This window comes from Vitiosangium sp. GDMCC 1.1324 (assembly GCF_003044305.1).
Lineage (GTDB): Bacteria > Myxococcota > Myxococcia > Myxococcales > Myxococcaceae > Archangium.
On record NZ_PZOX01000024.1, the window covers coordinates 195,959 to 219,374 of the forward strand.

Genomic DNA, 23,416 nt, shown 5'->3' on the forward strand with positions numbered 1-23,416 from the left:
CTTGGCCTCTTTCAGGAGCTCACTCGCCCGTCAGCTTCGACTCCAGCTCGTCCAGCTCGCGCTTCACCGCGGCGTCCGTCTCGCGCAGCTTCTCCACCTTGCGCACCGCGGAGATGACCGTCGAGTGGTCCTTGTTGAACCGCGCGGCAATCTCCGGGAACGAGCCCTTCGTCAGCTTGCGGCACAGGTACATCGCCACCTGCCGCGCGTGCGCCAGCGCCTTGTGCCTCCGGTCCTCCTTCAACGCCTCGACCGGAACCTTGTAGTAGCGCGCCACCTCGCGCTGGATGCTCTCCGCGTCCACCACCTGCCGGCTCGGCAGCACGTCCTTGAGCACGTGCGAGGCGAACTCCACCGTCACCGGGTGCCTCGACAGCGAGTGGATGGCGCTCACCTTCACCAGCGCCCCCTCCAGCTCCCTCACGTTCTTCTGGAACGCCCTCGCGATGAAGTGCGCCACCTCGTCCGGCAGGTCCAACCCCTCCATCACCGCCTTCTTCTGGAGGATGGCCACCCGCGTCTCGAAGCTCGGCTCCTGGATGTCCGTAATCAACCCCATGCTGAAGCGGCTGCGCAGCCGCTCCTCGAGCCCCGGCACCTCCGCCGGCACCATGTCGCTCGTGAGGATGATGGCCTTGCCCTGCTCGTGCAGCGTGTTGAACGTGTGGAAGAACTCGCGCTGCGTCTCCTCCTTGCGCCCGAGGAACTGCACGTCGTCGATCATCAGCACATCGCACTCGTCGCGGAACTTCCGGCGGAACTCCGGCATCCGCTGCTCGCGTACGCTCTCGATGTACTCGTTGGTGAACTGCTCGCTGGACAGGTACACCACGCGCTGCGACGGGTCCCTCTCCCAGATTTTGTTCCCGATGGCGTGCAGCAGGTGCGTCTTGCCCAGCCCCGTCCCACCATAGATGTAGAGCGGGTTGTAGGCCCGGCCGGGGCTCTCGGCCACCGCGTGGGCCGCCGCCGCGGCGAGCTGGTTGCTGTCCGCCACCACGAAGCTCTGGAAGGTGAACCGGGCGTTGAGCCGGGGCGGCCGGGAGCCCGCGGACTTGACCTCGGGTGCGGGTTTGAGCTCCGGCGGAGGCGCCATGCCCGGCACCACCTCGTAGTCCACCTGGGTGGGCTCGTCCGTCACCCGGGCGAGCGTGGCCTCGAGCAGCGGGCGGTAATGGTTGTCCACCCAGTCCTGGTAGAAGCGGTCCGGCACCGCCAGCACCAGCGTGTCCCCGCGCACCTCCAGGGGCCGCATCTTGCCGATCCACCCCAGGGCGTAGTTCTTCTTGTCCTGGAGCAGGCAGTCCAGCATCCGGGCCCAGAGATTCTCGGCACTTGGCGTCGGGGGCGGGGTATGGGCGAGCGCGTTCACGAAGGGGCTCCGAGGCACTGGCGCACCGCCAGGCAGGGGGCCGTCCGTGCTAACAGGCCCCCCCTGGGCGATCAAGTTTGCCGCCCCAACCCCAGACATTCCGCACCCCTAGGGCCCCCCTTCTGATCGCAGCGATCGCGCGGAATCCCGCGCGCCCCTCCAAGGGTTCTGACCCCAGCCTTCCCACCTCACCCCCGTTTCACCCCGGGTGTGGGGTGCAAAAAGGGGGGCCACCTTCCCTGGCCGGACAGGCGGGAGTGATCCGACATTGACTTGGGTGGGAGATCGGGTTACGAGCGCCGCCTTCCTCAGTCTCATGGATAAGGGCGCCCGCCTCAGGGGTGGGCGACTCGGTGTCCCAGGAGTTCAGCCGTGTCCAAGCGCACCTATCAACCGTCGAAGATCCGGCGCAACCGTACCCACGGTTTCCGCAAGCGCAATTCCACCAGGGCTGGCCAGGACGTGCTCAAGAGCCGCCGCGCCAAGGGCCGCAAGCGCCTGGTGGTGTCCGCCTACAAGAAGTAGTGGCCGGGACGCTCGCGTGAAGGCCGAGGGCCAGGCGCCACCTCGCGACGAGCGCTTCCCCAAGGCCGTGCGCCTGCTGCGGCGGCGCGAGTTCCTCGAGGTCCAGGAGACCGGTCAGAAGCTTCCCTCCGACTGTCTCCTGGGACTCGCCAGGCCCAATGGGCGGCCCTTCAGCCGCGTGGGCCTCACCGTTTCCAGCAAGGTGGGCAATGCCGTGGTGCGTGCCCGCCTGCGTCGGCTCCTGAGAGAGCTCTTTCGCAAGCGCCGGGGGCAATGGCCCACCGGTGTGGACGTTGTCCTGGTCGTGCGTCAGTCCGCCAAGGACGCCTCCTTCACGGACCTGTCGCGGGCCTTCGATGGAGTCACCCGCAAGCTGCAGAGGCTGTTTCCGTCCGGCCCCCGGGAGTCCCCCCGATGAGCCCGCTCGCCTACCTGCTCGCGCTGCCCATCCGCCTCTACAAGCGGTGGCTGTCGCCGTTACTACCCCCCGCCTGCCGCTTCTACCCCACCTGCTCGGTGTACGCCCTGGAGGCGCTCCAGAAGCATGGAGCCCTGCGCGGCGTGCCCCTCATTGTCTGGCGCCTCTTGCGCTGCCAGCCCTTCCACCCCGGCGGCATCGACCCCGTTCCCTGACCGCCTTCTCTCTATGAACGATCTGGATCCGCTCTCGCCCAACTCGCCTGACTCCCAGAGGCGACTGCTGGTGGCGCTCGCGCTCGCGATGGCGCTCACCTTCGCCTACACCTTCTTCTTCGCGCCCAAGGGGGCTCCGGTGGAGGCCGGGGCCACGGACGGTGGTCAGCAGGTGGCCGCCGTCACGGATGCGGGGACGCCCACTCTCGCGCCCGGAATGGAGACCGCGGGGACGCCGCCGCCCGCTGGGACGGGGAGTGAGGGCGCCGTGGCCAACGCCGAGGCGCCGCCGCCGCCGGTGCGCACGCTGGAGTTCGAGCGCACGTCGGCGCACTACACCTTCACCAGCCAGGGCGCGGGCCTGACGTCGGCGGTGCTCCAGGGCGAGAAGATGCGCGAGCAGCAGCACCTGTCCATCGCCGAGGGCTACAAGCTGCTCTTCGGAGGCCAGGTGCCGCCGCCGCCGCAGATGAACTTGGCGCAGCCGGTGGCGGGCCAGCCGGTGCCGTTGTCCGTCACCATCGCGGGCCCCCAGCCCCTGCCGGCCGGGACGCACTACGCGGTGGCCGAGACGGGCGCCGAGGGTGGCGTCACCTTCACCGCGCGCCAGGGGCCGTGGGAGGTGACCAAGAGCCTGCAGTGGCCCAAGGAGGGCTTCGAGCTCGTCTACACGCTCCAGGTGAAGAACACCTCGGCGCAGCCGGCCACGGGCGAGCTGCAGGTGCACTACAACCGCGCCATCGACCCGCAGAACGAGCACGCCCCGTCCTTCTTCGGCGGCGTGGGCAACCTCAGCTACGCCTCGTGCCACGTGGGCGAGGAGAAGCACAAGCTGGCGGCGGACCAGAAGCAGCCGGACCCGGAGAAGATGCGCGGGACGGTGCAGTACTTCGGCATCGACCAGCAGTACTTCCTCTCCGCGCTCTACCCGCTCGACGGCCCGATGCAGGGCCGCTGTGAGCTCACCGCCACCCCCGAGGCGCGCTCCGTCGCCGCCATCTTCCCGCTCACGGTGGCCCCCGGCCAGACGGTGACGTACCGCTTCGGCGGCTACTTCGGGCCCAAGGAGCCGGACCTGCTCGCCGCGGTGCCCGGCCAGGCCGTGCGCGAGGCGGCGGGGCTGACGGCCACCTCCGTCAACCCGCAGCTCGGGGAGACGGTCGACTTCGGCCTGTGGGCCGTCATCGCCAAGCTGCTGGTGACCGTCATGAAGTTCTTCCACGGCCTGGTGGGCAACTGGGGCGTGGCCATCATCCTGCTCACCGTGCTGGTGAAGCTGCTCCTCTTGCCCCTCACCCACCGCTCCATGGTCAGCATGGAGGCCATGAAGAAGCTCCAGCCGCGCATCGAGGAGGTCCGCAAGAAGTACGCGGACGACCGCGAGCGGCAGAACCTGGAGATGATGAAGGTCTACCAGGAGAACAAGGTGAGCCCCTTCGGCGGCTGTCTGCCGATGATCATCCAGATGCCCGTGTGGATTGCGCTCTTCACCGCCCTGCGCAACAGCTACGACATCTACCAGGAGCCCTTCTTCGGCCCGGTGTGGAGGGACCTGACCTACAAGGACCCCACCTACCTGCTGCCGCTGGCGCTGGGCGTGAGCATGATCATCACCCAGAAGCTCCAGCCGCAGATGGGAGACCCGGCCCAGGCGAAGATGATGACCTGGGTGGTGCCCGTCATCTTCACCCTCACGCTCTTCAACTACCCGGCGGGTCTGGCGCTCTACATCTTCACCAACAACCTCCTGTCCATCGCGCAGCAGTACGGCCTGCGCAAGTGGCTGGAGAAGCGCGGCGGTGGAGGCGGCGGAGTGCCGGCGGGAACGGCCACGGCCACCGCGGGAGGCAAGCGCAAGTGAGCGACGTGCAGGCACCCGAGGCTTCCACTCCGGCTCCCGCGGGCGAGGAACTGCGCGCTCGCGTGGAGCGGCTCCTCACCGACATCCTCGGGCTGATGGGCTTTCCCGCCCGGCTCGACTTCAAGGACGCCAGCGACGGCAGCCTCTCCGTCGCCCTGCACTTCCAGGGCGAGCCGCCTCCGGGCGTGGAGCCCGGCAAGCGCAGCCAGGTGGTGGACTCGTTGCAGTTCCTCCTCAACAAGATGCTCCACCGACCGGGCTCCGATCGGCGCTTCGTGCTCGTGGGTGCCGGGGCCCACACGGAGCCCCGGAGCGAGCGGTTGAAGCGCGAGCAGGCCGCCGCCGCGCAGGCCGCGGCCCAGGCGCCCCAGCCGGCTCCCCAGCCCCAGCCTCCGCCGCAGCCCCGGCAGCAGCAGGCGCCGGCGCCGCACCCGGCGAAGCCCGCGCGGGGACAACAGGGCGCGCAGCAGCAGGCGAAGGCCCCCGCGGCTCGCGCGACCGAGGCGGATGAGCGCACCGTGGAGGTGGCCGAGGATCCCGCCCTGCGCGATGCCGCCCGGAAGCTCGCCGAGAAGTCGGCCACGCTCGGCCGTTTCTACGCGCTCGTTACACTGAAGTCAGAAGACCGCGCGCGCGTCCTCAAGGCCGTGGAGGGCGTGCCGGGGGTGAAGGTCTCTTGCGAGGGCGAGGGCCGCAACCGGCGCGTGGTGTTCACTCCGGACAAGCCCGCGCCCCTTCCCAAGCGGAGCATGCTGCCGGAGGACGATGACGAGGATGACCTCGAGGGCTGAGGTGCCCCCGGGGCCCACCGACGAAAGGGCAAGGCATGGGTAAGGCCAAGTCGCTCAAGGACAAGCTATACGGAGCGGCCGTGCTGAAGATGAGCTTCCGGTTGCGCGGAGACGAGGAGTCTCCCGCCTTCAAGTTCGTGTACCCCGGCGTGCTGAGGGATCTCGAGCTCGAGGACGCCGCCGTCGAGAGGTACATCGATGAGAACCGAGAGGCCGTCGAGCGCGCCGCTCGCGGCACCACTCCCGCGCAGGGTTCGCGGGACTAGCCTTCCGGTCTGACGCCCTGGAGTCGCAGGGCTCTGTCGGCTGGCGGGCCCGAGAGTGGGTCTGCCACCGCTGGTGGACGTTGGCTCCGTCTGCCCACCGGCGCTGGGCCGACTCCTGGCTGGACGCACGGAGAGGGGGCACCTACCTCGTTCGAGGTCCCTTCCGGAGCTCCCCTCCGGCGGGCCGTGCCCCCGGGGCACAGGAGGGCCTCTCCATGCGGCGCCGAGTCGTTCTCTCCCTGTCCATCCTGCTCGTCCTCGTCCCCGCCTGCGGTGGAAAGGGAGCTCCCGGACCCAAGGGAGACCCCGGACCCCAGGGCGAGGGCACTGTCGGACCCAGGGGCGAGCCGGGTCAGAAGGGAGACCCCGGGCCTATGGGACCTCCGGGCAACTTCGCCCGCATCCGCGTCGTCCCACCGGGAGACAACCCGCTCATTGGCGGCGAGAACCTGCGCAATGCCGTGCAGTCCATCACCAAGGTCTCCGCCGATGAGCCCTGGCTCGTCTTCATCGAGCCCGGGGTGTTCGACCTCGGCACCGAGGGGTTGCAGCTGCGCCCGTACATCCACCTCCAGGGCTCGGGGCAGACGCTCACCACCGTGCGCTCGCGGGCGGAGGGGGCCACGCTGGTGGGGGTGGACCACACGGAGCTGCGCTCGCTCACCGTGGAGCATGTGGGCGGACCGGGCGAGGCCGTGGCGCTCTCCACCGCGTCGTCCCTGTTCCGCGCCCGCGACGTGGTGGCCTTCGCCCATGACGGGCAGCAGCGCACCGTCTCCATCCAGTCCTCGGCTGGCCCGGGCCCCGGGGGCTTCGAGCGCGTCCAGGCGCTCGCCTCGTCCCACCAGGGGGACACCGTGGGCTTCTCGTGCGAGGCCTGCACGGTGAAGCTCTCGGGCTCCACGCTCCTCGGTCAGGGCGGGAACCGGGCCCTCGGCGTCTCCGTGCGCCAGGGCACCCTGGAGTTGTGGGACTCCTCCGCGACCGGCCTGGACGGTGCCTCGGAGAGCACGGGGGTCGACGCCGCGGGCTCCAAGGTGTTGCTCGTCCGCACCGAGCTCTCCGGTGGCAATGGCGCGGACTCCACCGGGCTGCGCCTGTCCTCGTCCTCGGCCTTCGTGCGGGACAGCTCCCTCTCGGGCTCCGGCTCCGCGGGGCAGCAGGCTCGAGCGCTGGCGGTGTCTCGCACTGACGCCGGCTCCTACTCCGTGGACGTGCAGCGCTCCACCCTTTCCGGTACCACCCAGACGGTGCGCAGCGCCGAGGGGTATGTCATCCACATCGGCGGCTCCCAACTCCGTGGTGGGAAGGTGGATGGCAATGGCATCGTGTCCTGCAACGGTTCCTACGACGAGAACTTCAACTCCCCCACCGCACCCGCCTGCCCATAGCGCTCCGGGCTCCGTCCTCCTGGCGAGGCCTCGCGGTGGGCTCCTGACGGCCGACGCATGACCTCCTCTCCCGCCACCCTCGCCGCGCTCGCCACCGCTCCCGCCGCCGGTGCCGTCGGCATCCTCCGGCTCTCCGGCCCCGCGGCCCTCGAGGTGGGGCGCCTGCTCGCTCCCGGTGTGCCCGCTGCCCCCACGCCCCGGCACGCGTACCTGGCCTCCTTCGTCGATGCCACAGGCGGCGTGCTCGACGAGGGGCTGTTCTTGTTCTTCCGCGCGCCCCAGTCCTTCACCGGCGAGGACGTCGTCGAGCTCCAGGCCCATGGCAGCCCCCGGCTCCTGCACATGCTGTTGGCGCGCGCCCTCGAGCACCCCGCCGTACGTCCCGCGGGCCCCGGCGAGTTCACCCGGCGCGCCTTCCTCAACGGGCGCATCGACCTCACCCGCGCCGAGGCCGTGGCGGACCTCGTCGCGGCGGACTCGGAGGCTGCCGTGCGCGCCGCCGCGGCGGGATTGGCGGGCTCGCTCGCCACGAGGGTCCGCGCGCTCGAGGAGCCCCTGCGCTCGCTGCATGCGGACCTGGAGGGCGTGCTGAACTTCCCCGAGGAGGCCGAGGGCGCGGATGAAGGCGCGGACGCCCGTGTCTCAGGGTTGCGCGCCGCCGCGGAGGCCCTGCTCGCCGAGGTGGGCCGGGGGCGGCTCGTGCGCCGGGGGGCTCGGGTGGCCCTGTTCGGGCCGGTGAACGCCGGCAAGTCCACGCTGTTCAACCGGCTCGTGGGCGAGGAGCGGGCGCTCGTCGACGAGGAGCCGGGGACGACGCGCGATGTGCTCGAGGCCCGGGTCGAGTGGGACGGGCTCGGCGTCACCCTGCTCGATACCGCCGGGTTGCGCGAGGCTCCCGGACGCGTGGAGGCGCTCGGAATCGCGCGCACCCGTGAGGTGCTCGCCACGGTGGACCTCGCCGTGCTCGTGCTTCCTCCCGAGGCCGGTGAGGCGGAAGCCCAGCGGTGGTTGCTCGAGGCGGGGGCCACGGCGGTGCTCCGCGTTGCCGGGAAGTGTGACGTGGGGCGGGCCCTCGGAGTTGTGGACAACTTGGGGACGGACGGCGAGCTGTCCGTCAGTGGGCTCACGGGCGAGGGCGTGGAGCTGCTGCGCTCGACGGTGCTCTCGCGCCTGTGGGGCGGCGGGGCTCCAGCGGCGGTGGCGCTCGTCTCCGAGCGTCACGCGGATGCGCTGCGGCGCACCGCCGAGGCCCTGGGCCGTGCCGAGAGCGCCTGCCGCTTCTCCACGCTCGAGGTCGTCTCGGGCGAGGTGGGCCTCGCGCTCGAGTGCCTGGGCGAGGTGTCGGGGACATCCGCGTCCGAGGCACTCCTGGACGCCATCTTCCAGCGCTTTTGCATCGGAAAGTAGACACCCGGCCCGGCGCCGGGCGCATGTCAGACCCCTCCTTAGACTGCTTCCCCTGCCCGGCCCATGGGGGCCGTAGGAGGACAGGGTGATTCCGATGTGCAACAGCCAGGCGGCGTACTCGGCTCTCGAGGCGCTGCCCATGGGATGGGTTGGGGAAATCGTCGACGAGGAGCTGGTGGCTTCGCCCCGGCCGGCGCCAGGTCAGGCCCGTGCCGCTTTCATGTTGGGAGTCGAGCTGGGTGAACGGTTGGACCCGCGGCGCGGTGGGTCTGGCCGCTGGTGCTTCCTGCGCGCCCCCGAGCTGCGGCTCGGCCGGGATGTGCTCGTCCCGGACCTCTCCGGCTGGCGCAGGGACAGGATCGCCGAGGCGCCCACGCCCGACGAGCCCTTCCTCACGCTCGCGCCGGATTGGATCTGCGAGGTGCTCACGCCCTCCACCGCCGCGCTCGACCGGACGCGCAAGCTGCCGGCCTATGCCCGCGCGGGCGTGTCACACGTGTGGCTCGTGGACCCCGCCGCTCACACGCTCGAGGTGTTCCAGCGCGTCAAGCGCGGCTGGCTGCTCGTCGACACCTACGAGGGGGATGCCATCGTCCGCGCCGAGCCCTTCAACTCGCTCCCGCTGGAGCTCTCCTCGCTGTGGATGCCCACCGAGAGCGTCCTGGAGCTCGTGCGCTGATCTCGTGACGTCCGAGGCGCCTCAGCTCGCCGCGCGGAGCCGGGGCGCCTCTTCCGCCGGACGCATCAGCCGCTTCACCGCGCGCAGCATCAAGTCGGTGTCCAGGGGCGCCACCAGGAAGCCGCGCGCTCCCAGGGCCTGCGCCCTCACCACATCCAGCTCCGGCACCTTGCCCGCCACCAGCAACTGCGCCCGGGGCCGCTGCTCCAGCACCTCCAGCGAGGGCAGGGGCGAGAGCACCACCGCGCCCTCCCCCGCCGCCAGCACCTGCTCCGTGCTCGCCACGCTCGCCCGGTGGCCCGCCGCTCCGAGCACCCGCACCAGCCCCGCCGCCGCCGCCGCGCCCCAGCCGTAGACGAGCACGCCACCCGTCTCGGGCTCGGGCTCGCACAGCTCCTCCGTCAGCTCCAGGATGCCCGCCAGCTCCTCCACGTCCAGGGGCTCCAGCAGCGGCAGCTCCAGGGCCTCTCGCTCCGGATTCAGGTCCGGCAGCAGGATGGCGCGCGCCTCGTCGAAGCCTCCGTCCTCCGTCAGCGCCGCCATGCAGCCCGAGTTCAGCTGCATGTCCGCGTCCGCCTCGGGTAGCAGGATGGACTCCTGCTCCAGCCGGGCCGGCGCTTCCGCGCCGTAGAGCCGCTCGATGGCCCGGGAGATCGCCGCGTCCGACGCCAGCTTCGCCACCACCCGCGCCTTGCGCGACACGCTGCGCACCGCATCCAGCGAGTGCAGGCTCGCCGGCGCGGCGATGGCCACCACCAGCACCATGCTCCGCGGGCCCTCCAGCCGCAGCGGCACCACCCGGTGCATCTCCGCCAGACGCCTCGGCACCAGCTCCGCCATCCCCGGCTCCAGCAGCTCCGCGTCCAGGTCCAGCGTCTCCACGCCCGCCTGCCGCGCCAGGGCCTCCAGCACCTGCTGCGCCGTACAGAAGCGCATGTCCACCACCACCTGGCCCAGAGGTACTCCCCACTTGCGTTGGTAGGCCAGCGCCGATTGCAACTGCAGCCCGTCCACCACACCCATCTCCGACAGGATGTCCCCCAGCCGTTTCCTTGTTTGCATCGGGCGTCCCCCCCGTTCAGTGGTCACGGTTCTGTAGAACATTTACACCAGCGGTGTCTTCACCCTGGGCGCCACTTGCTTCCGTCTTGGCGACATTTCCCGTTTGTCTTTGACGGGCTGTCTGGTTAGTCCGGGCGTTGGAGCCATGTTCTGTTGGCTGCCGGACGGAGCCGGGGCGAGGTAGCCGAAGGTCCGCGGGAGTGCGCCGCGCGGTGGCGGAGGGGCTGGGATGCGAGAGGACGACCGGGTGGGGATGCTTCGGGCGCAGCTGCTGGGGACGGAGCGGTCGCTGGCCCGGTCGGGGGTCGAGCGGCTGTGGAAGACGGGGCGCGGGGTCGCGGGGCTGGCGCTCTCGGCGCTCGGAGGGCGGCTGCGCGGCCGGGGCGAGGGGCTCGCGGCGGCGGATGTGCGCGCCGTGTCCCAGCTCGTGGCGCGGCTCGGGGAGCTCAAGGGCCTCGCGATGAAGGCCGGCCAGATTCTCGGCTACATCGACCCGACGCTCCCCGAGGAGCTTCGCGGGCTGCTCTCCGTGCTGCAGACCGCCTCTCCGGCCAGCCCCTTCCCGCAGGTGGAGGCGGTGATTCGCGAGGCCTTCGGGGCTCGTGCGGACGTGCTCCTCGCCGGACTCGAGCGGCAACCGGTGTCCGTCGCGAGCATCGGGCAGGTCCACCGGGCGCGCCTCCCCGAGGGCACCGACGTCGCGGTGAAGGTGCGGCACCCTGGCATCGACGAGGCGCTCCGAAGCGACTTCCGCACCGCGGGTGCCGGGTCCGCCTTCGCGAGCCTGTTGGTTCCAGGTGCCGCCGCGTCCGTGCGCGGCTTCGTCGAGGAGGCGCACACCGTGCTGCTCGAGGAGTGTGACTACTCCCTGGAGCGCGAGCGGCAGACCACCTTCGCGCGGCTGTTCTCGCAGGATGAGACGATTCTCATCCCGGCCATCGAGCCCGACTGGTGCTCGCCCGCCGTGCTCACCACCCGCTGGATTTCCGGACGGTCGTTCGATTCCTTCCTGGGGTCACAATCGTCCCAGGGGGCTCGGGACCGGATGGGCGTCGCGCTGTTCTCGTTCTATGTCGGCACGCTCTACCGGCACGGCCTGTTCCATGGAGATCCACACCCGGGCAACTACGCGTTCCGCGACGATGGCCGCCTGGTCATCTACGACTTCGGCTGCGTCCGGAGCTTCGACCCGGAGACGGTGCTCGCCTGCTCGGCGCTTCTCGAGGCCGTCCGGACGGATGACGCGCGGAGGATCCGCGAGGCCCTGGTGGCGCTCGGCGCCGAGCCGCCCGGGGACTCGGAGAGCCTGGAGATGCTGCGCACGCTGCTGCGCGGCTTCTTCGCGCCGCTGCTCGAGCACGGCGCACACCCCATGCACCCCGGCCCGGGGCTGGAGGCCCAGGAGCTTCTCCGGGACAAGCGGTTCCTCGCGAGGCTCTCGCTCCCTGGCCGATTCCTGTTCCTGTTCCGCTTGCGCTTCGGCCTGTACGCGGTGCTCGCGCGGCTGGGCGCCATCGCGGACTGGGGCGCGCTCGAGAGCCAGTGGGCCGAGGCGGCGAGGCTCCGGGTGGCGCGAGTTTCCGCCGCGGGCACGGTGCAAACGGAGCTTTGAAGGCCCCGCCGGGGACGCAATAACGTGGGCCCCAGGAGATTCCGGTGCCTGAGCATTCCCTCGATACGATTGTCCGCGACCTGGCGGAACGGCGAGCCACTCTCGGGGAGATCATCCCCCACCTCTCCCGGGCCGAGCTCCTCGCCGCCAGCGATGCCGTCCTGCTCTCGGTGCCGGGCTTCCGCCAGCTCCATGCCGAGCGGTGGGACCCCGCTCTCCCGGAGCCAGAAGCGCTCACCGCGATGCCGGAGGGCTCGCTCGGGAGCTGCTACGCGCGGTACATGGCGCACTACCGGCTGTCCCCCGACTTCTTCCCCATCCAGGCCCGGCTCGGCGCGGACGCGACTCCCACCCAGTACGCCGTCCACCGGCTCAACAAGTGCCACGACTTCATCCACGTGATGGGCGCCTATGAGACGTCGGACTCGGACGAGGTCGCCGTCCAGTCGTTCGTGTTCGGCATGGCGCCCGTCGCGCTCGCCCTCTTCCTGGCGGAGGCGGCGGTGCACCCGGACATCTCCCAGACGCGGTACAAGCACCTGCGCGACATCTACTTGGGACAGATTCAGGCGGAGGACTTCGAGCGGGGTGTTTCCGCTGTGTCCCTCCTCGGCGAGCGCTTCGAGGCCCTGTTGGAGATGCCCCTGGAGGCGCTGCGGCGGCGGCTCGGTATCTCCGCGCGAGCCCCCGCGCGCCTGGGTCACCGGGGAGAGAATTCCTGCGGTGGCTTTACCTCCCTCCCGTTCTTCACTCCCGCACAGACGGTGTGAGCCCGTCCGTGAATGCTCCTGGTGTCGAGGCGAGACGGTCGATATCTCTCCCCCATGAGCGCGATCGTCGTCGGCGGGACCGGCAATATAGGCAAGGCAGTCACGGACAAGCTGCGGGCCGAGGGACTGCGCGTCGTGTGCGCCTCGGATGATGTGAGGCAGGAGTCGTCCGACGCGATGCGGGTCGACGTCACGGATGAGGCCTCGGTGACGTCGCTGTTCGACAGGGCGGAGAAGGCGCAGGGCTCCCTCTCGCTGCTGGTCAACTGCGCGGGCTTCGGGAGCTTCACGCCCATCGAGGACACCTCGCTCCACGACTGGCGCAAGACGCTCGACGTGAACCTGACCGGGACCTTCCTGTGCGCACGTGAGGCATTCAAGCGGATGAAGGCGCGCGGCGGCGGGAGGCTCATCCACATCGGCTCCGTGAGCGATCACCTCACCCTGCCCACGAATGGGGCGTATGCCGCCTCCAAGCATGGCGTCCGAGGCCTCACGGGTGTCTTGAATGAAGAAGGGAAGCCCTACTCCATCCGGGCCACGCTCCTCTCGCTGGGCGCCGTCTACACGGCCTTCTGGAAGTCGCTCCCGGAGTTCAGCCCGGCCGACATGCTGTCCGTGGAGGACGTGGCCCAGAGCATCTGGGAGATTGCCCGCAAACCCTTGCACGTCCGCGTCGATGAGCTCCACCTCCTGCCCCCCAAGGGAGTCCTCTGATGGAGCGGCCATCGAACGCGAACCTGGCGCTCGTCACCGGAGCCAGCCGAGGAATTGGCGCGGCCATCGCTGACGTCCTCGCGGAGAACGGTTTCCGGTTGATTCTGCTGGCGCGTGACGCGGAGGCCCTGGCCCGCCAGGAGAAGAAGCTGCGCGCCTCCGGTGCCCAGGCGTGGTCATTCGTCTGCGATGTCGCGGATGAGGCCGCGGTGGACGCGATACTCGCCCGGATGGAAGCCTCCCTGGGCGTCCCCGGCGTCCTCGTGAACAACGCCGGACTCGGTGGGCCCTTCCACCGTGCCGACCAGGTCTCCAAGGCAGAGTGGGATGCCTTGTTCGGCGTGAACGTGGATGGTGTCTACCATCTCTGCCGCTGGGCCCTCCCGCGCATGAAGGCGGCCGGGTACGGGAGGATCGTCAACATCTCCTCCGTCCTGGGGTTGTTTGGCGGGGCGCTCTCTTCCACCTACGCGGCCACCAAGCACGCGCTCGTCGGCTACTCCAAATCCATCGCCGCCGAGTGGGGCGCCCATGGCATCACCTGCAATGCCATCTGTCCCGGGTACATCGATACGGAGATGCTGGCGAAGGCGGACCCCGCGTCTCGTCAGGCATTGTTGCGAAGGATTCCCGCCGGAAGGTTCGCCAGCCCCGAGGAGGTGGCCCGATTGGTGGCCTTCGTCGCCGGGCCCTTCGGTGGCTATATCAACGGCAGCACGCTGGTGATCGACGGCGGATTGTCTTCTCACCTCGCCAACGATCTGCCTTCGTTTTGACCCGGAGTGGGTTTCCGGGGCTCTTCCTGGGAGCCGTGGCTCCCTCGCCCCGACCCTGTCTTGGTGGGAGAAAAACGGTTCCCCAAGAGTTTCAGGCACTTCGCTTGAATTGATGGGGGTCAAAGGCCATCAATTCAGGTCTCCTCTGGCGCTCGCAGCTACATTCTCGACCACACGGGACCCACACCCGAGGTGAAATGACTAGTCGGGACGCGCGGATGGCCCTTACCGGAACGAATCGACTACGAAAACCGACACCGCGCCATGTTCGAGGAGGGCGCTCCCCGGCTTGGACTCGGCCTTTTTCCGCATCTGGCCGTGACCGAGGCGAGCGACCGCGCAGATTGGCACCTTGTCGCCATCTGGAGGGTGCGCCTCGTAGTACCGGACGACTACCTGAAACCCTCCGGTCCACGCCTGCCCGTAAAGGCGAGTTCCGGGCTCTAGCGTACCAAGCGATTCGGTTAAGTAGCTTTCAATCGGACCGTCGTAAACGATGACGGGACTTGCATCTATTTGATTCGCATCAAGGTGCGCGTCAGCGGCATCACCTACACGCATCCGCAGAATGCGCATAACCTCCAACGCCTTTTCGGGGCACTTCTCCGGACCGGGACTGCCGTCAGAACGAAGAGACACTCCAGCAGGCGGGCAGGCAGTGAGCAAAGGCAGCAAGACAATAACAGGGAGCGCAAGGGGCTTTTTCACAGACATGGCTAACGCGTTCCCTTCTCCTCTACAATTCGATGATCCAGGAGAACAACGGCTTGCTGAAGACCATCCTGCCGGAACAACTCAAGAACAAGATGGACCGGTCCATCTTTTGAAGTGAAAGCGCTCTTGTCCGCAACGACAGCAATATCGCCTGACTCCCCGCGCTGAATCTCGTCGCGACTCATGCGTAAGGCAAACTCCTTTTTCTCGCCCGTCCGCACAGGCTCGTCGAAGGATTGCCTGCTGAGCATGGCCGATAGCTGGACTTCCTTTAGCTTCCAAGGCACGTCCAATTGGTTGTTGGTCACATGAAACAGGACAGCCGCTTTCTGCACTTTCCTGGCAGAATAGATATAAATATCAACTACGGCGCCCCCAAGCTCGACTCGCCACTTGCTCTCGCGACGAAATGGCGTGTTATTCACTTCTCCGCTGGCCAATAGCGAGGCGTAGGCGTGACTAGTAGAGGCTTGCTCTTTTCGGAGTCGTTCGTTCTCCTCTTCAAGCGTGCGCTCCCTGACGTAGGCATCTGCCAGTCGCCTGCGGGCTGCATCCGGGCTCTCAAGGTCCAGGAACACGTTCACCTGATGATCAAACCGCCCCTCATGTGCTGTCACGGTGAAGGGCAGCTCTTTCCCGTCCGCGAGCGTCACCAGCAAGAGGAAGCGATCCTCGGGCTTGAGGTCTTGGAGCGGTTCAATAAGCACTCGCTTCCCGGCACACGTCACCGGCTCAAAACGACCTTCCCACCCCAGCATTTTCGTTCCTGCCGCGGTGCAGGGTTGCTGGAACCGGAGGACGGTTACCATCTCACCGGCGACGTACACCGGGCGGGCTACGTCCCTCGGGCTTTCCGAAAGGTAGAAGCTCCGAGACTCGGCCTCGCGTTCCTTGGCCACAGCCACGGACGCCAGGAGGACGAGAAGTAGGGCAGACCGGGGAGGTAAGAAGTTCCGCATAGGACAGCACAACCTACCAGAAAGGGTGCATGGCGGCTAGCCCGTTACGCTCTGTCGTTTTCTAGTGTTCCCTGGTGGGCTGGCTTGGCCTTTGAGGCATGAAAAGGCCGAATTATACCCTTCGTCTCGGAGCGGCCATGCAGTGGGCTGTGCTGGCGTCAGGTTGCTCGGCTCCTGCTGCTGCTCTGGGCTCGGCGGACTGCCTACCGGAGGATTCCACCATGACGTGCTGCATAAAGAAGCACCCTCTTGAACCGGTGGGGGCCTGTGGCGCCTCGCCTTACGGAGGTCGAGCAGGTGCTACGCGCCATGCGCGCCGACGTGGACGAGGACGAGGAGAATTTTTCCAACAACGCATCCCTTCCCGAGTGGAAGCAAGAGTGCATCAAATTCTATTATTCCTGCATCCAGGGAGGGTGGACGGGCAAGTGTGATGACTGCCTGCGCTACTGTGAGGAGCAGCAGAAATGGCCTTCTAGCAAGTGCCACGAACGCTAGATGGAGGTGAGCACATGGCCGAAGAGGTAGACTTGGACGATGTATGGGTGCTGTGTCGTGACGTTCTTGAAAACGGCGCCCCTTTAGAACTCAACGACGAGATGCGGACCCTCCTCTCGCGGACCGCTCAGCAGGTGGCCATAGGCCAACAGGACGCGCAAGATGCCTTGCGCTCCCTGTCCACCGCAATGACCCTGCTTCGAGAGATCCACCAGCGAATCGGGGAAGGGTCACGGCGACTCAGCAGGGCTCGAAACCGGGCGTATGAGCTTCGAGATAAAGGGGACCTTGAAGGGGCCTGTCAGCAGATCCGTGACGTGCTCGCCGTGGAGGTGGTCCCCCTCTACCGGAAGCACGCCGAAGTTCAGCTTGAGAAGTTGACCGGACTGATTGAAGTGCGCGCAACCGGGCGGCTCAATCCGGACCTGCCCGACCGGGACCAACTCGCCGTTCTTTCGCAACGCATTCAGCAGGGGAACGCCCTAGAACTCACGGACGACTTGCGCGCCCTTCTACGCCGGGTCGCCCCTACGGCAGCCGTCAGCGAGGCCGAGACCGAAGAGGCCATCAAGAGCCCAGAAGGCGCCGAAGCCCTCATGGGAATGATTCTCTCTCGGTTCCAGAAGGGTGGGCGTCGATTCCTGCGCGCTATGTACCAGATGACGAGCCTCCGGGACGCGGGGGACCTCGAAGGTGCGCGCCAGCAGATGCGCGACGTGCTGGCCGTGGAGGTCGTGCCGCGATACCGTCAGGCGGCCGAGGAGCAGCTTAGAGGCCTCGACAGTCCGCTCCCAGTGTCGTGACCGCCCGGGGCTGGATGCCGGGCGCGGGTGTTACCGAGCACGCTGGACGAGGGAGAAGCGGGCCAGACTGAGCGAGCTGAGTGATGGGCACGCTCCCGGCAAGGGGGATGGCTGGAAAGGCGTGTTCAGTGCGAAGCGCCCGATTGGTGAGCGAGCGCACGCGTGTCGCTGCCCCGTCGGCCCCTATTCTCCTTCTTCCGTCCCCTCTTGTTCTCTCCTCTTCCGCCTCGCATGAAGTCTCTCAACAACAGAGAAGGGGAAGAGGGCACGGTGATTGATGTTTCGGTAGAACACCGCGAGGTAGCGCTCGCCCCCAATCTGAATGACGGTCTGCGCTGGGGGGGCGGTCTGGCTGCCAAACCAGGCGTCTGCTTCCTCGCGAGTATTGAACGTAGCCACCGCCGGAGGGAGGCCGTCTTTCGTCATCTCCTCGATGTGGTATTCGAGTCCGGAATCTGGGACGAGTAAGCGGCGGCTACGGTCACGAGAAGACATGATGACATGGTATTCGTCAGCGATCAGCACATCGGCCAGATCAGGTGGCTCAGGTTGCGCACCGAGCCAGGCCTCCGCCTCGTCCCGCGTGTTGAATGAGGCGATGACCCGGGGGGGGGCCTTGGATTCGACGTCTTTGCGATAGCTCTCGAACTCATACGACTGGCCATTCATCCAGACGAACCAGAGCGCGTCGATGGCGAGGAGATACAACTCCTTCTCCTCCGGTGTCTGAGCCTGTTTCCGGTCCTTCCCGAGGAGCTTCTGTGCCTCGGTGATGCGGTCGAAAATCGTCACGGTGCCACCGCTGCGATGTGGGGCTCGCACGCCACTTCCGATGAAGCCAGAGCAGCCGCTGGAATCAAGGCAATGAGCGCCCCAGGGGGAAAGGCCACGATGAAGGCGACTCCTGCAACGACGATGATACTCCCCGCCAGAACCTCGTTGCGATTGCGCTTCAGCCAATCAACCGCCTGGTTCGTGGCCGAAAACTCTTGAGGGCGACGTCCCTGCAATTCTTCGCAATCAAGGTACGGTTGCCAGCACCCCTTCCTGCAATGCGATCTCTTGGCGCCAATTGAAGTGATGTGCGCATAGTCCTCCGAAAGAGGCCGGTCCATGCACGTCTCGATGCAACCGTTGAGTTCTTCATGACAATCGCGCTGGCGGGCCGCCGCAAGCACGATGCGCCCATAGGTCCTCTCCGCACGCGGCTGGAGCCTGAACTGCGAAAGGTCAAACTCCTCGACGGGGCGCCAACTGTGCGTGACGTGACCGCTGGAGGACTCTTGGAGGATGAGCACGTACTGGTTGAGCTCTTCGACGGAGGGGGACGAGGTGCTCGCATCGTCGGTCGGACCCGGCGTCTCAGGTACCGATGCACAGCTTGATACGAGCACTCCCAGGAGGGCCACTGCTCCCAGGCTCAAGGCCTGGTTCGAGTTCTTCATATGCGATCGACGCTAGGCCGGCGATGTGGGCATCGCAAAGGAATAGAAGGCCAGCCGCGTCGCAGCCCCTCCCAGCGGCATGGGAGGGGCTCTCCGCTCAGGTGTGCCCTACCAGGTGGTGTCGGGCACCGGCGCCGACAGCATCTGCTGGCGCTCGCTCACCACTCCCAGCTTCACTCCCAGTTGGTACAGCGCCCGCGTCTGCTCGAACAGCGGCTGCCACGGCGTGCTCACCCTCACGCCTGCCTCCTCGTCGTCGCTGCTCTCCCCCTTCTTCTCCCCTCCGAACATCCCCGCCAGCACCTCCGCCGCTCCCTTCTTCCTCGGGAAGATCTCCACCTGCACCGGGCCCTCCACCTTCGCCGCTTCCTTCGCCAGCTTCAGTGCCACCGGGAAGCCTCCCAGCTCGTCCACCAGCCCCCGCTCCTTCGCGTCCTCCCCCGTCCACACCCGGCCCCTCGCCACCGCCTGCAGCTTCTCCAACGGCAGCTTCCTCCCCGCCGCCGCCCTCGTCGTGAAGTCCTCGTACACCCGGTCCAGTGACGCTTCGTTCTTCGCCAGTTGCTCCGGCGTCCAGTCCAGGTCCGAGCTGTACATCGTCGCGTTCTTCCCCACCCCCAATGCCTCCCAGTTCACCCCCAACTTCTCCCAGAAGTCCGCCGTCACCATCTTCCCGCCGTACACCCCGATGCTCCCCGTCAGCGTCCCCGGCTGCGCCACAATCTTGTCCGCCTCCATCGACATGAAGTAGCCACCGCTCGCCGCGTACGTCCCCATCGACACAATCACCGGCTTGCCCTTCTCCTTCGCCCTCTGCACCTCCCGGCGCACCGTGTCGCTCGGCACGTAGCCTCCTCCCGGGCTGTCCACCCGGAAGACAATCGCCTTCACCCGGTCATCCTCCACCGCCTTGCGGAACGCCGCCGCCACCGTCTCGCTCCCCATCGTCGCCTCCCCAGACACCGGGCTCGAGTGGCTCTTCCCTCGCGAAATCGTCCCCGCTCCGTAGATGAGCGCCACCACCGGGCCGTGCGTGTTCGGTCTCCCCGCTCGCTCCAGGTACTTCTCCACGTACAGCAGCTGCGCTCCCCCCGCCTCCTCCTTCACCTTCGCGTACACCTCGTCCCGGTACAGCAGCCCGTCCACCAGCTTCGCCTCCACCGCCTGCTTCCCCATCAGCGGCGCCGCGTCGATGGCTGCCTTCACCTGCTCCTCGCTCAAGTCCCGGCCCTCGGCCACCCCCTTCACCACCTGCCCGAACAGGCTCGTCAGGAAGCGCTCCGTCTCCTCCCGGTGCGCCTCCGTGTACGTCTGCTCCGTGTATGTGTTCACCGCGCCCTTGTACTCGTAGCGCTTGCCCATCCTCGGCTTCACCCCGAGCTTCGCCAGCGCATCCCTCGCGAATGGCGTCTCGATGGCCGCCCCCACCACCGACACGTCCCCCGACGGCTGGATGTAGATTTCGTCGAACGCCGACGCCAGGTAGTACGCCCCCGTCGCTCCCCCTCCCTCTCCAAAGGTGTCCGCGTACGCCACCGCCTTCTTCCCCTTCGCCCGGAAGGCCTTCACCGCGTCTCGCAGCTCCTGCACCACCGCCGTGCTCCCTGGCGGGCCGTCCAGCCTCATCACCAGCCCCTTCACCCGCGCGTCCCCTCCCGCCTTCTCCAGCGCGTCCACCACGTCCTTCACCGTCAGCTTGTCGTCCCCGAAGGCGCTCGCCAGCGAGTCCTCCGGCACGTACTCCGGCAACGGCTCACTCAGCTCCAGCTCGAGCACCACCTGTTGTGGCACCCCCGGTTTGCTCGACGCCCCCAGCACCGCCAACGCGATGATGGCTCCGACGAAGAGGATGGTCAGCCCGCCCACCACCGCGAGCGAACCGATGAAGAAGCGTTTCATGCGCGAGGCTCCTGATACCTGCGTGTGACACCTGCGTGTATGTGGCGGGCTTACTACTAACCGCTCCGCGATTCGACGCCCGCGCCTCGCGCCCCCCGGTGCAGTGGGCGGCCAGACGTCTCCTGGCGCGCACTCGCCCACCCCTTCCCGCAAAACGGGAGTGTTTCCGGGCAGACCGAATTCCGTGGGAGACGCGTCTTCCTTGAAACGTCTGGAGAGCCCGGCACGGGGAGGGGGTTCCCGCTCTTGCGCCCATGCCTATTTCTGAGGGGAACGCAGCACACCCCCGGACTGACATCGCCATGGTCGAAACCCCCTCACTCTCCGTGTACCCGCCTTCTCCGGCGGCACCGTCTCCGTACGCCCCGGCGGTGACCGTCCTGGAGCCGTCGTCCGCGCCGAGAGACCCGGAAGGTGGCTCGCCCTTCTCCGAGCCCGTTGCCTTCCGCGTCCACGGCCTCGAGGGCGCCGACGGCGTGTCCCTGCGCGTGTACGACGCGGGAGACGTCTACGGGCCTCCGCTCCTCTTCCTCCACGGCTTCTCGCAGTGCCACCTGGCGTGGCAGCGGCAGTTCTACAGCGCCCTGAGCCTGGGCTTCCGGCTGGTGGCGCTGGACTTGCGAGGGCACGGGCACTCGGGCAAGCCCCACGGCGCCTACGACGACGGGCGGCTGTGGGCCGAGGACCTGCATGCCGTCATCTCCGCGCTCGAGCTGGAGCGGCCCCTGCTCGTGGCCTGGTCCTACGGCGCCATGGTCGTCGCCGACTACCTGCGCCACTACGGCCAGGAGCGCGTCGCCGGGGTGAACTTCGTGTCCGCCATGGTGAAGGGCGGCTCCGAGGAGGCCTTCGGCCTGCTCTCGCCCGAGCTGCTCTCGCTCATCCCCGGCCTCTTCACCCAGGAGGACGCCGTCAGCCGCGCCACCCTGGAGCGCTTCGTGTCGCTGCTGCACCACCAGCCCGTGACGCCGGAGACGCGGCGCCTGGTGCTCGCCTACAACGAGCTGGTGCCGGGCCACGTGCGGGAGGCGATCGGCTCGCGCGCCGCGGACAATGACGATGTGCTGCGCCGGCTCTCCGTGCCCGTGCTCGTGTCCCATGGCATGGAGGACCGCGTCATCCGCCCCGCCTCCGGACAGCACATCGCCTCCCTGCTGCCCGATGCCAAGGTGTCCCTGTATCCGGGCATCGGCCACTCGCCCTTCTGGGAGGACTCGCGCCGCTTCAACCGCGAGCTCGCCGCGTTCGCCGCGCGCTGCTGGTAGGGAGGGCTTGGGGAGCTTCCGGCTACACCTCGGTGAAGCGCGGGCCGGTGAGGCCCTCGCGCTCCATCGCTTCCTTTACGTCCTCGGAGAGGAGGAGCGACAGTGTCCAGCCCCAAGGGCGGAAGACGCGGGCTCCTTCTGTTTTCGTCGGGTCGATGCGCATACCCCTCACGAACCGGTACTCGCCTACCTTCTCCGGTTGGCCATCCTCGGGCTTGAAGTACTGCACCTCCTCGCTCCGGGCGTCGTCAATGCAGCGGATGATGCGCAGGGCATTGAGAACGAAATAGGGCCCCGCATGGCCGTCTACCTGCACGGGTAGGAACTGCACCCCTTCAACTCCCAGGCGCTCGAGAGCTGGACGACGCGAGCATGGACGATGGGGTTGGAGAAGGCGTCCAGGGTGAAGTCCAGCGTTACTCCATCAGGTCTCACGGGGAAGCGGATGATTCCCTGGGGTTCGAGCCATCGGCCCTCTGTGAACTGCCAGGGATTGAGCTTTTGCCCTTGCTCATCGACCGGGGTTCTCAGATGCCAGCGTTCCGGGACGTACTTGTCATCCTCCAATTCGTAATACCTGGGCATGTTTCTCGCTCTGGCTCAATCCTGGGATTGAGTCACCAATTTGTGGAGGCGTGAGCCGGGGCTGCATACCTCATCCGAGAGCGCCTTGAGCGCTTCCACCAGCTTGTTCCTACATTGGATGACGGATGCACAGCCTTGGAGCGCCTTGCTGAGCTTCTTGTAGACTTCTTGATGGTACTCCTCGGGATGCGGGCCCTTACGGCCCTTGAGGTAGACGAGGTTCTCCTCGCCGTGGGACGCCTACACCTGTGCTGATGGTCCCCGCTGTCGCACTGTCAGACTTGCGGTGTTGTCCATGTGCCACCCGTACTATATCCTCACACCTCGGCGAAGCGCGGGCCGGTGAGGCCCTCGCGCTCCATCGCTTCCTTTACGTCCTCGGAGACGATGAGGGCTACCGTCCAGCCCCAGGGACGGAAGATGCGCGCGTCGCCCACCTTCGTAGGGTCGATACGCATCCCCGCCACCACCCTGTACTCGCCCACCTTTTCCGGTTGGCCATCCTCGGGCTTGAAGTACTGCACCTCCTCGCTCCGGGCGTCGTCGATGCAGCGGATGATGCGCAGGGGATTGAGGATGAAGTAGGGCTCCGAGTGTGCTTCGACGCGGGCGGGGATGAATTGCACCCCACTGACATTCAGCTGCTTGAAGAGCCGCACGAAACGCTCGTTGGCCACGAGGATGTTGAAGGCGGCCCAGCAGAAGTCGAGCGCACGCCCGGGAATGTCGAGCGGAAAGCTCGGCACGCAGCCCAGCTCGATCACCCGTCCCTCGTTGAACTGCCAGGGGTCGATCTCCCGCCCCTGCTCGTCGACAGGCGCCCCCAAGTGCCAGCGATCGTGGGAACGTCTGTCGTCCATCAAGTCAAAGAATCGAGCCATACGCGTTCAGTCCGATGTCTTCGTTGCCAGCCGGTGGAGCCGTGTCCCTGGAGTGCATACCTCTCTTGCGATCTTCTTGAGCTCTTCCACCAATGCGTTCCGACATTGCATCAAGGTCTGGCACTGCGCGACTGCCGTCGTGAGCCGACGGTAGATTTCCGTATGGTACTCCTCGGGGTGCGGGCCTTTGTGGCCCTGGAGGTAGACGAGATTCTCCGCTGCATCCAGGTCCAATCCCGCCTTGGCAAAGAGGCGACTGAATAGCGGTGTCCAGGGTCCTCCGCTCTGCGTCGAGGAGTCGTTCTTGTTGGTGGCGAGATGGTGCCAGTGGTGGCCGTCCTGCTTCTGGGAGCCATCCGTGCAGGCGCTGCCGGCGGCGGCCGCCACGGTGCCCGCGGCGACGCCCGTGACGAGGACGGTGCCGTCGGCCACCATGCGTACCGTCGTCGCGCCCTCTAGCGACAGGCCTCCGGGCAGTGCGTACCGGGGCGAGCCCAGCAGCCCG

Annotated in this window: 26 protein-coding genes and 1 pseudogene; 16 read left to right on the forward strand and 11 right to left on the reverse strand. The window is 67.5% G+C overall.

Features of this window, described 5'->3' with window-relative positions; translation table 11 throughout:
• Positions 1 to 19: 19 nt before the first annotated feature.
• Positions 20 to 1,372: a chromosomal replication initiator protein DnaA gene (gene dnaA / locus DAT35_RS46705; RefSeq protein ID WP_108075830.1), complete on the reverse strand. Its 1,353-nt coding sequence runs from the start codon at positions 1,370 to 1,372 to the stop codon at positions 20 to 22.
• A 372-nt stretch (positions 1,373 to 1,744) separates the two neighbouring features.
• On the opposite strand from dnaA, the gene rpmH reads away from it, so the two are divergent.
• The 9 genes from rpmH to DAT35_RS46750 all read left to right on the forward strand — a co-directional run bounded on the left by rpmH (position 1,745) and on the right by DAT35_RS46750 (position 8,925).
• Positions 1,745 to 1,897, forward strand: a complete 153-nt coding sequence (gene rpmH / locus DAT35_RS46710) for a 50S ribosomal protein L34 (RefSeq protein WP_108075831.1) — start codon at positions 1,745 to 1,747, stop codon at positions 1,895 to 1,897.
• Positions 1,898 to 1,913: 16 nt separating this feature from the next.
• Positions 1,914 to 2,315 (forward strand): ribonuclease P protein component, encoded by a 402-nt coding sequence (gene rnpA, locus DAT35_RS46715; RefSeq protein ID WP_108075832.1) that lies wholly within the window; start codon positions 1,914 to 1,916, stop codon positions 2,313 to 2,315.
• On the forward strand, positions 2,312 to 2,530 hold the full coding sequence (yidD, locus tag DAT35_RS46720; RefSeq protein ID WP_108075833.1) for a membrane protein insertion efficiency factor YidD: 219 nt from the start codon (positions 2,312 to 2,314) through the stop codon (positions 2,528 to 2,530). The genes rnpA and yidD overlap by 4 nt, the downstream gene beginning before the upstream one ends.
• A gap of 13 nt (positions 2,531 to 2,543) precedes the next feature.
• Positions 2,544 to 4,391, forward strand: coding sequence for a membrane protein insertase YidC (gene yidC / locus DAT35_RS46725; RefSeq protein ID WP_108075834.1), 1,848 nt, complete (start codon positions 2,544 to 2,546; stop codon positions 4,389 to 4,391).
• Positions 4,388 to 5,182: a hypothetical protein gene (locus DAT35_RS46730; protein ID WP_369946348.1), complete on the forward strand. Its 795-nt coding sequence runs from the start codon at positions 4,388 to 4,390 to the stop codon at positions 5,180 to 5,182. The genes yidC and DAT35_RS46730 overlap by 4 nt, the downstream gene beginning before the upstream one ends.
• A 35-nt stretch (positions 5,183 to 5,217) precedes the next feature.
• Entirely contained in the window at positions 5,218 to 5,448 is a 231-nt protein-coding gene (locus tag DAT35_RS46735; RefSeq protein WP_108075835.1) for a hypothetical protein, read from the forward strand.
• A gap of 215 nt (positions 5,449 to 5,663) precedes the next feature.
• Positions 5,664 to 6,839, forward strand: a complete 1,176-nt coding sequence (locus DAT35_RS60240) for a hypothetical protein (RefSeq protein WP_199243212.1) — start codon at positions 5,664 to 5,666, stop codon at positions 6,837 to 6,839.
• A 57-nt stretch (positions 6,840 to 6,896) separates the two neighbouring features.
• Positions 6,897 to 8,246 (forward strand): tRNA uridine-5-carboxymethylaminomethyl(34) synthesis GTPase MnmE, encoded by a 1,350-nt coding sequence (gene mnmE / locus DAT35_RS46745; protein ID WP_108075836.1) that lies wholly within the window; start codon positions 6,897 to 6,899, stop codon positions 8,244 to 8,246.
• A 94-nt stretch (positions 8,247 to 8,340) separates the two neighbouring features.
• Positions 8,341 to 8,925, forward strand: coding sequence for a Uma2 family endonuclease (locus tag DAT35_RS46750; RefSeq protein WP_108075837.1), 585 nt, complete (start codon positions 8,341 to 8,343; stop codon positions 8,923 to 8,925).
• Positions 8,926 to 8,946: 21 nt separating this feature from the next.
• Here DAT35_RS46750 and DAT35_RS46755 read toward each other — a convergent pair whose 3' ends face one another.
• Positions 8,947 to 9,987 (reverse strand): general secretion pathway protein GspE, encoded by a 1,041-nt coding sequence (locus tag DAT35_RS46755; protein WP_108075838.1) that lies wholly within the window; start codon positions 9,985 to 9,987, stop codon positions 8,947 to 8,949.
• 229 nt (positions 9,988 to 10,216) lie between these two features.
• Here DAT35_RS46755 and DAT35_RS46760 point away from each other — a divergent pair, with 229 nt between their 5' ends.
• The 4 genes from DAT35_RS46760 to DAT35_RS46775 are packed head-to-tail and all read left to right on the forward strand — an operon-like array spanning position 10,217 to position 13,862.
• Positions 10,217 to 11,599 carry an AarF/ABC1/UbiB kinase family protein gene (locus DAT35_RS46760; protein WP_108075839.1) on the forward strand — a complete coding sequence of 461 codons (1,383 nt, stop codon included), beginning with the start codon at positions 10,217 to 10,219 and terminating at the stop codon, positions 11,597 to 11,599.
• A gap of 44 nt (positions 11,600 to 11,643) precedes the next feature.
• Positions 11,644 to 12,369 carry a Coq4 family protein gene (locus DAT35_RS46765; RefSeq protein WP_108075840.1) on the forward strand — a complete coding sequence of 242 codons (726 nt, stop codon included), beginning with the start codon at positions 11,644 to 11,646 and terminating at the stop codon, positions 12,367 to 12,369.
• Between the two features lie 54 nt (positions 12,370 to 12,423).
• On the forward strand, positions 12,424 to 13,086 hold the full coding sequence (locus tag DAT35_RS46770) for an SDR family oxidoreductase (RefSeq protein WP_233262113.1): 663 nt from the start codon (positions 12,424 to 12,426) through the stop codon (positions 13,084 to 13,086).
• Positions 13,086 to 13,862, forward strand: a complete 777-nt coding sequence (locus DAT35_RS46775; protein WP_108075842.1) for an SDR family NAD(P)-dependent oxidoreductase — start codon at positions 13,086 to 13,088, stop codon at positions 13,860 to 13,862. The genes DAT35_RS46770 and DAT35_RS46775 overlap by 1 nt, the downstream gene beginning before the upstream one ends.
• Before the next feature lie 716 nt (positions 13,863 to 14,578).
• On the opposite strand, the gene DAT35_RS46785 is transcribed toward DAT35_RS46775, so the two are convergent.
• Positions 14,579 to 15,535, reverse strand: a complete 957-nt coding sequence (locus DAT35_RS46785) for a DUF2381 family protein (RefSeq protein WP_108075843.1) — start codon at positions 15,533 to 15,535, stop codon at positions 14,579 to 14,581.
• Between the two features lie 267 nt (positions 15,536 to 15,802).
• On the opposite strand from DAT35_RS46785, the gene DAT35_RS46790 reads away from it, so the two are divergent.
• Together DAT35_RS46790 and DAT35_RS46795 are read left to right on the forward strand one after the other, a co-directional pair.
• The gene (locus DAT35_RS46790; RefSeq protein ID WP_146210162.1) at positions 15,803 to 16,033 is read left to right on the forward strand and encodes a hypothetical protein; all 231 of its coding nucleotides are present in this window, start codon (positions 15,803 to 15,805) and stop codon (positions 16,031 to 16,033) included.
• Between the two features lie 14 nt (positions 16,034 to 16,047).
• Positions 16,048 to 16,836, forward strand: coding sequence for a DUSAM domain-containing protein (locus DAT35_RS46795; protein ID WP_108075845.1), 789 nt, complete (start codon positions 16,048 to 16,050; stop codon positions 16,834 to 16,836).
• Between the two features lie 183 nt (positions 16,837 to 17,019).
• On the opposite strand, the gene DAT35_RS46800 is transcribed toward DAT35_RS46795, so the two are convergent.
• The 3 genes from DAT35_RS46800 to sppA all read right to left on the reverse strand — a co-directional run bounded on the left by DAT35_RS46800 (position 17,020) and on the right by sppA (position 20,180).
• Entirely contained in the window at positions 17,020 to 17,628 is a 609-nt protein-coding gene (locus tag DAT35_RS46800; protein ID WP_108075846.1) for a head protein, read from the reverse strand.
• Positions 17,625 to 18,281 (reverse strand): hypothetical protein, encoded by a 657-nt coding sequence (locus DAT35_RS61455; RefSeq protein WP_233262115.1) that lies wholly within the window; start codon positions 18,279 to 18,281, stop codon positions 17,625 to 17,627. The genes DAT35_RS46800 and DAT35_RS61455 overlap by 4 nt, the downstream gene beginning before the upstream one ends.
• Positions 18,282 to 18,389: 108 nt before the next feature.
• A complete protein-coding gene (sppA, locus tag DAT35_RS46810) occupies positions 18,390 to 20,180 on the reverse strand; it encodes a signal peptide peptidase SppA (RefSeq protein ID WP_108075847.1) in 1,791 nt (596 codons plus the stop codon).
• Positions 20,181 to 20,482: 302 nt separating this feature from the next.
• Between sppA and DAT35_RS46815 the strand changes: the two genes are divergently transcribed.
• Complete coding sequence (locus DAT35_RS46815; RefSeq protein WP_158502163.1) at positions 20,483 to 21,445, forward strand: alpha/beta fold hydrolase; 963 nt, start codon at positions 20,483 to 20,485, stop codon at positions 21,443 to 21,445.
• A gap of 22 nt (positions 21,446 to 21,467) precedes the next feature.
• Here DAT35_RS46815 and DAT35_RS62550 read toward each other — a convergent pair whose 3' ends face one another.
• The 5 genes and pseudogenes from DAT35_RS62550 to DAT35_RS46835 form a co-directional block, all read right to left on the reverse strand.
• Positions 21,468 to 21,776 (reverse strand): imm11 family protein, encoded by a 309-nt coding sequence (locus DAT35_RS62550; RefSeq protein ID WP_369946350.1) that lies wholly within the window; start codon positions 21,774 to 21,776, stop codon positions 21,468 to 21,470.
• Positions 21,752 to 22,030, reverse strand: coding sequence for a hypothetical protein (locus tag DAT35_RS62555; protein WP_369946351.1), 279 nt, complete (start codon positions 22,028 to 22,030; stop codon positions 21,752 to 21,754). Before DAT35_RS62555 ends, DAT35_RS62550 begins: the two co-directional genes overlap by 25 nt.
• Before the next feature lie 15 nt (positions 22,031 to 22,045).
• Positions 22,046 to 22,246: pseudogene (locus tag DAT35_RS46825) on the reverse strand (AHH domain-containing protein); the annotation flags it as partial.
• A gap of 101 nt (positions 22,247 to 22,347) precedes the next feature.
• Entirely contained in the window at positions 22,348 to 22,911 is a 564-nt protein-coding gene (locus DAT35_RS46830; RefSeq protein WP_233262116.1) for an imm11 family protein, read from the reverse strand.
• Positions 22,912 to 22,917: 6 nt separating this feature from the next.
• Positions 22,918 to 23,416: AHH domain-containing protein (locus DAT35_RS46835; protein ID WP_199243213.1), on the reverse strand; the 499-nt coding region annotated here is incomplete at its 5' end.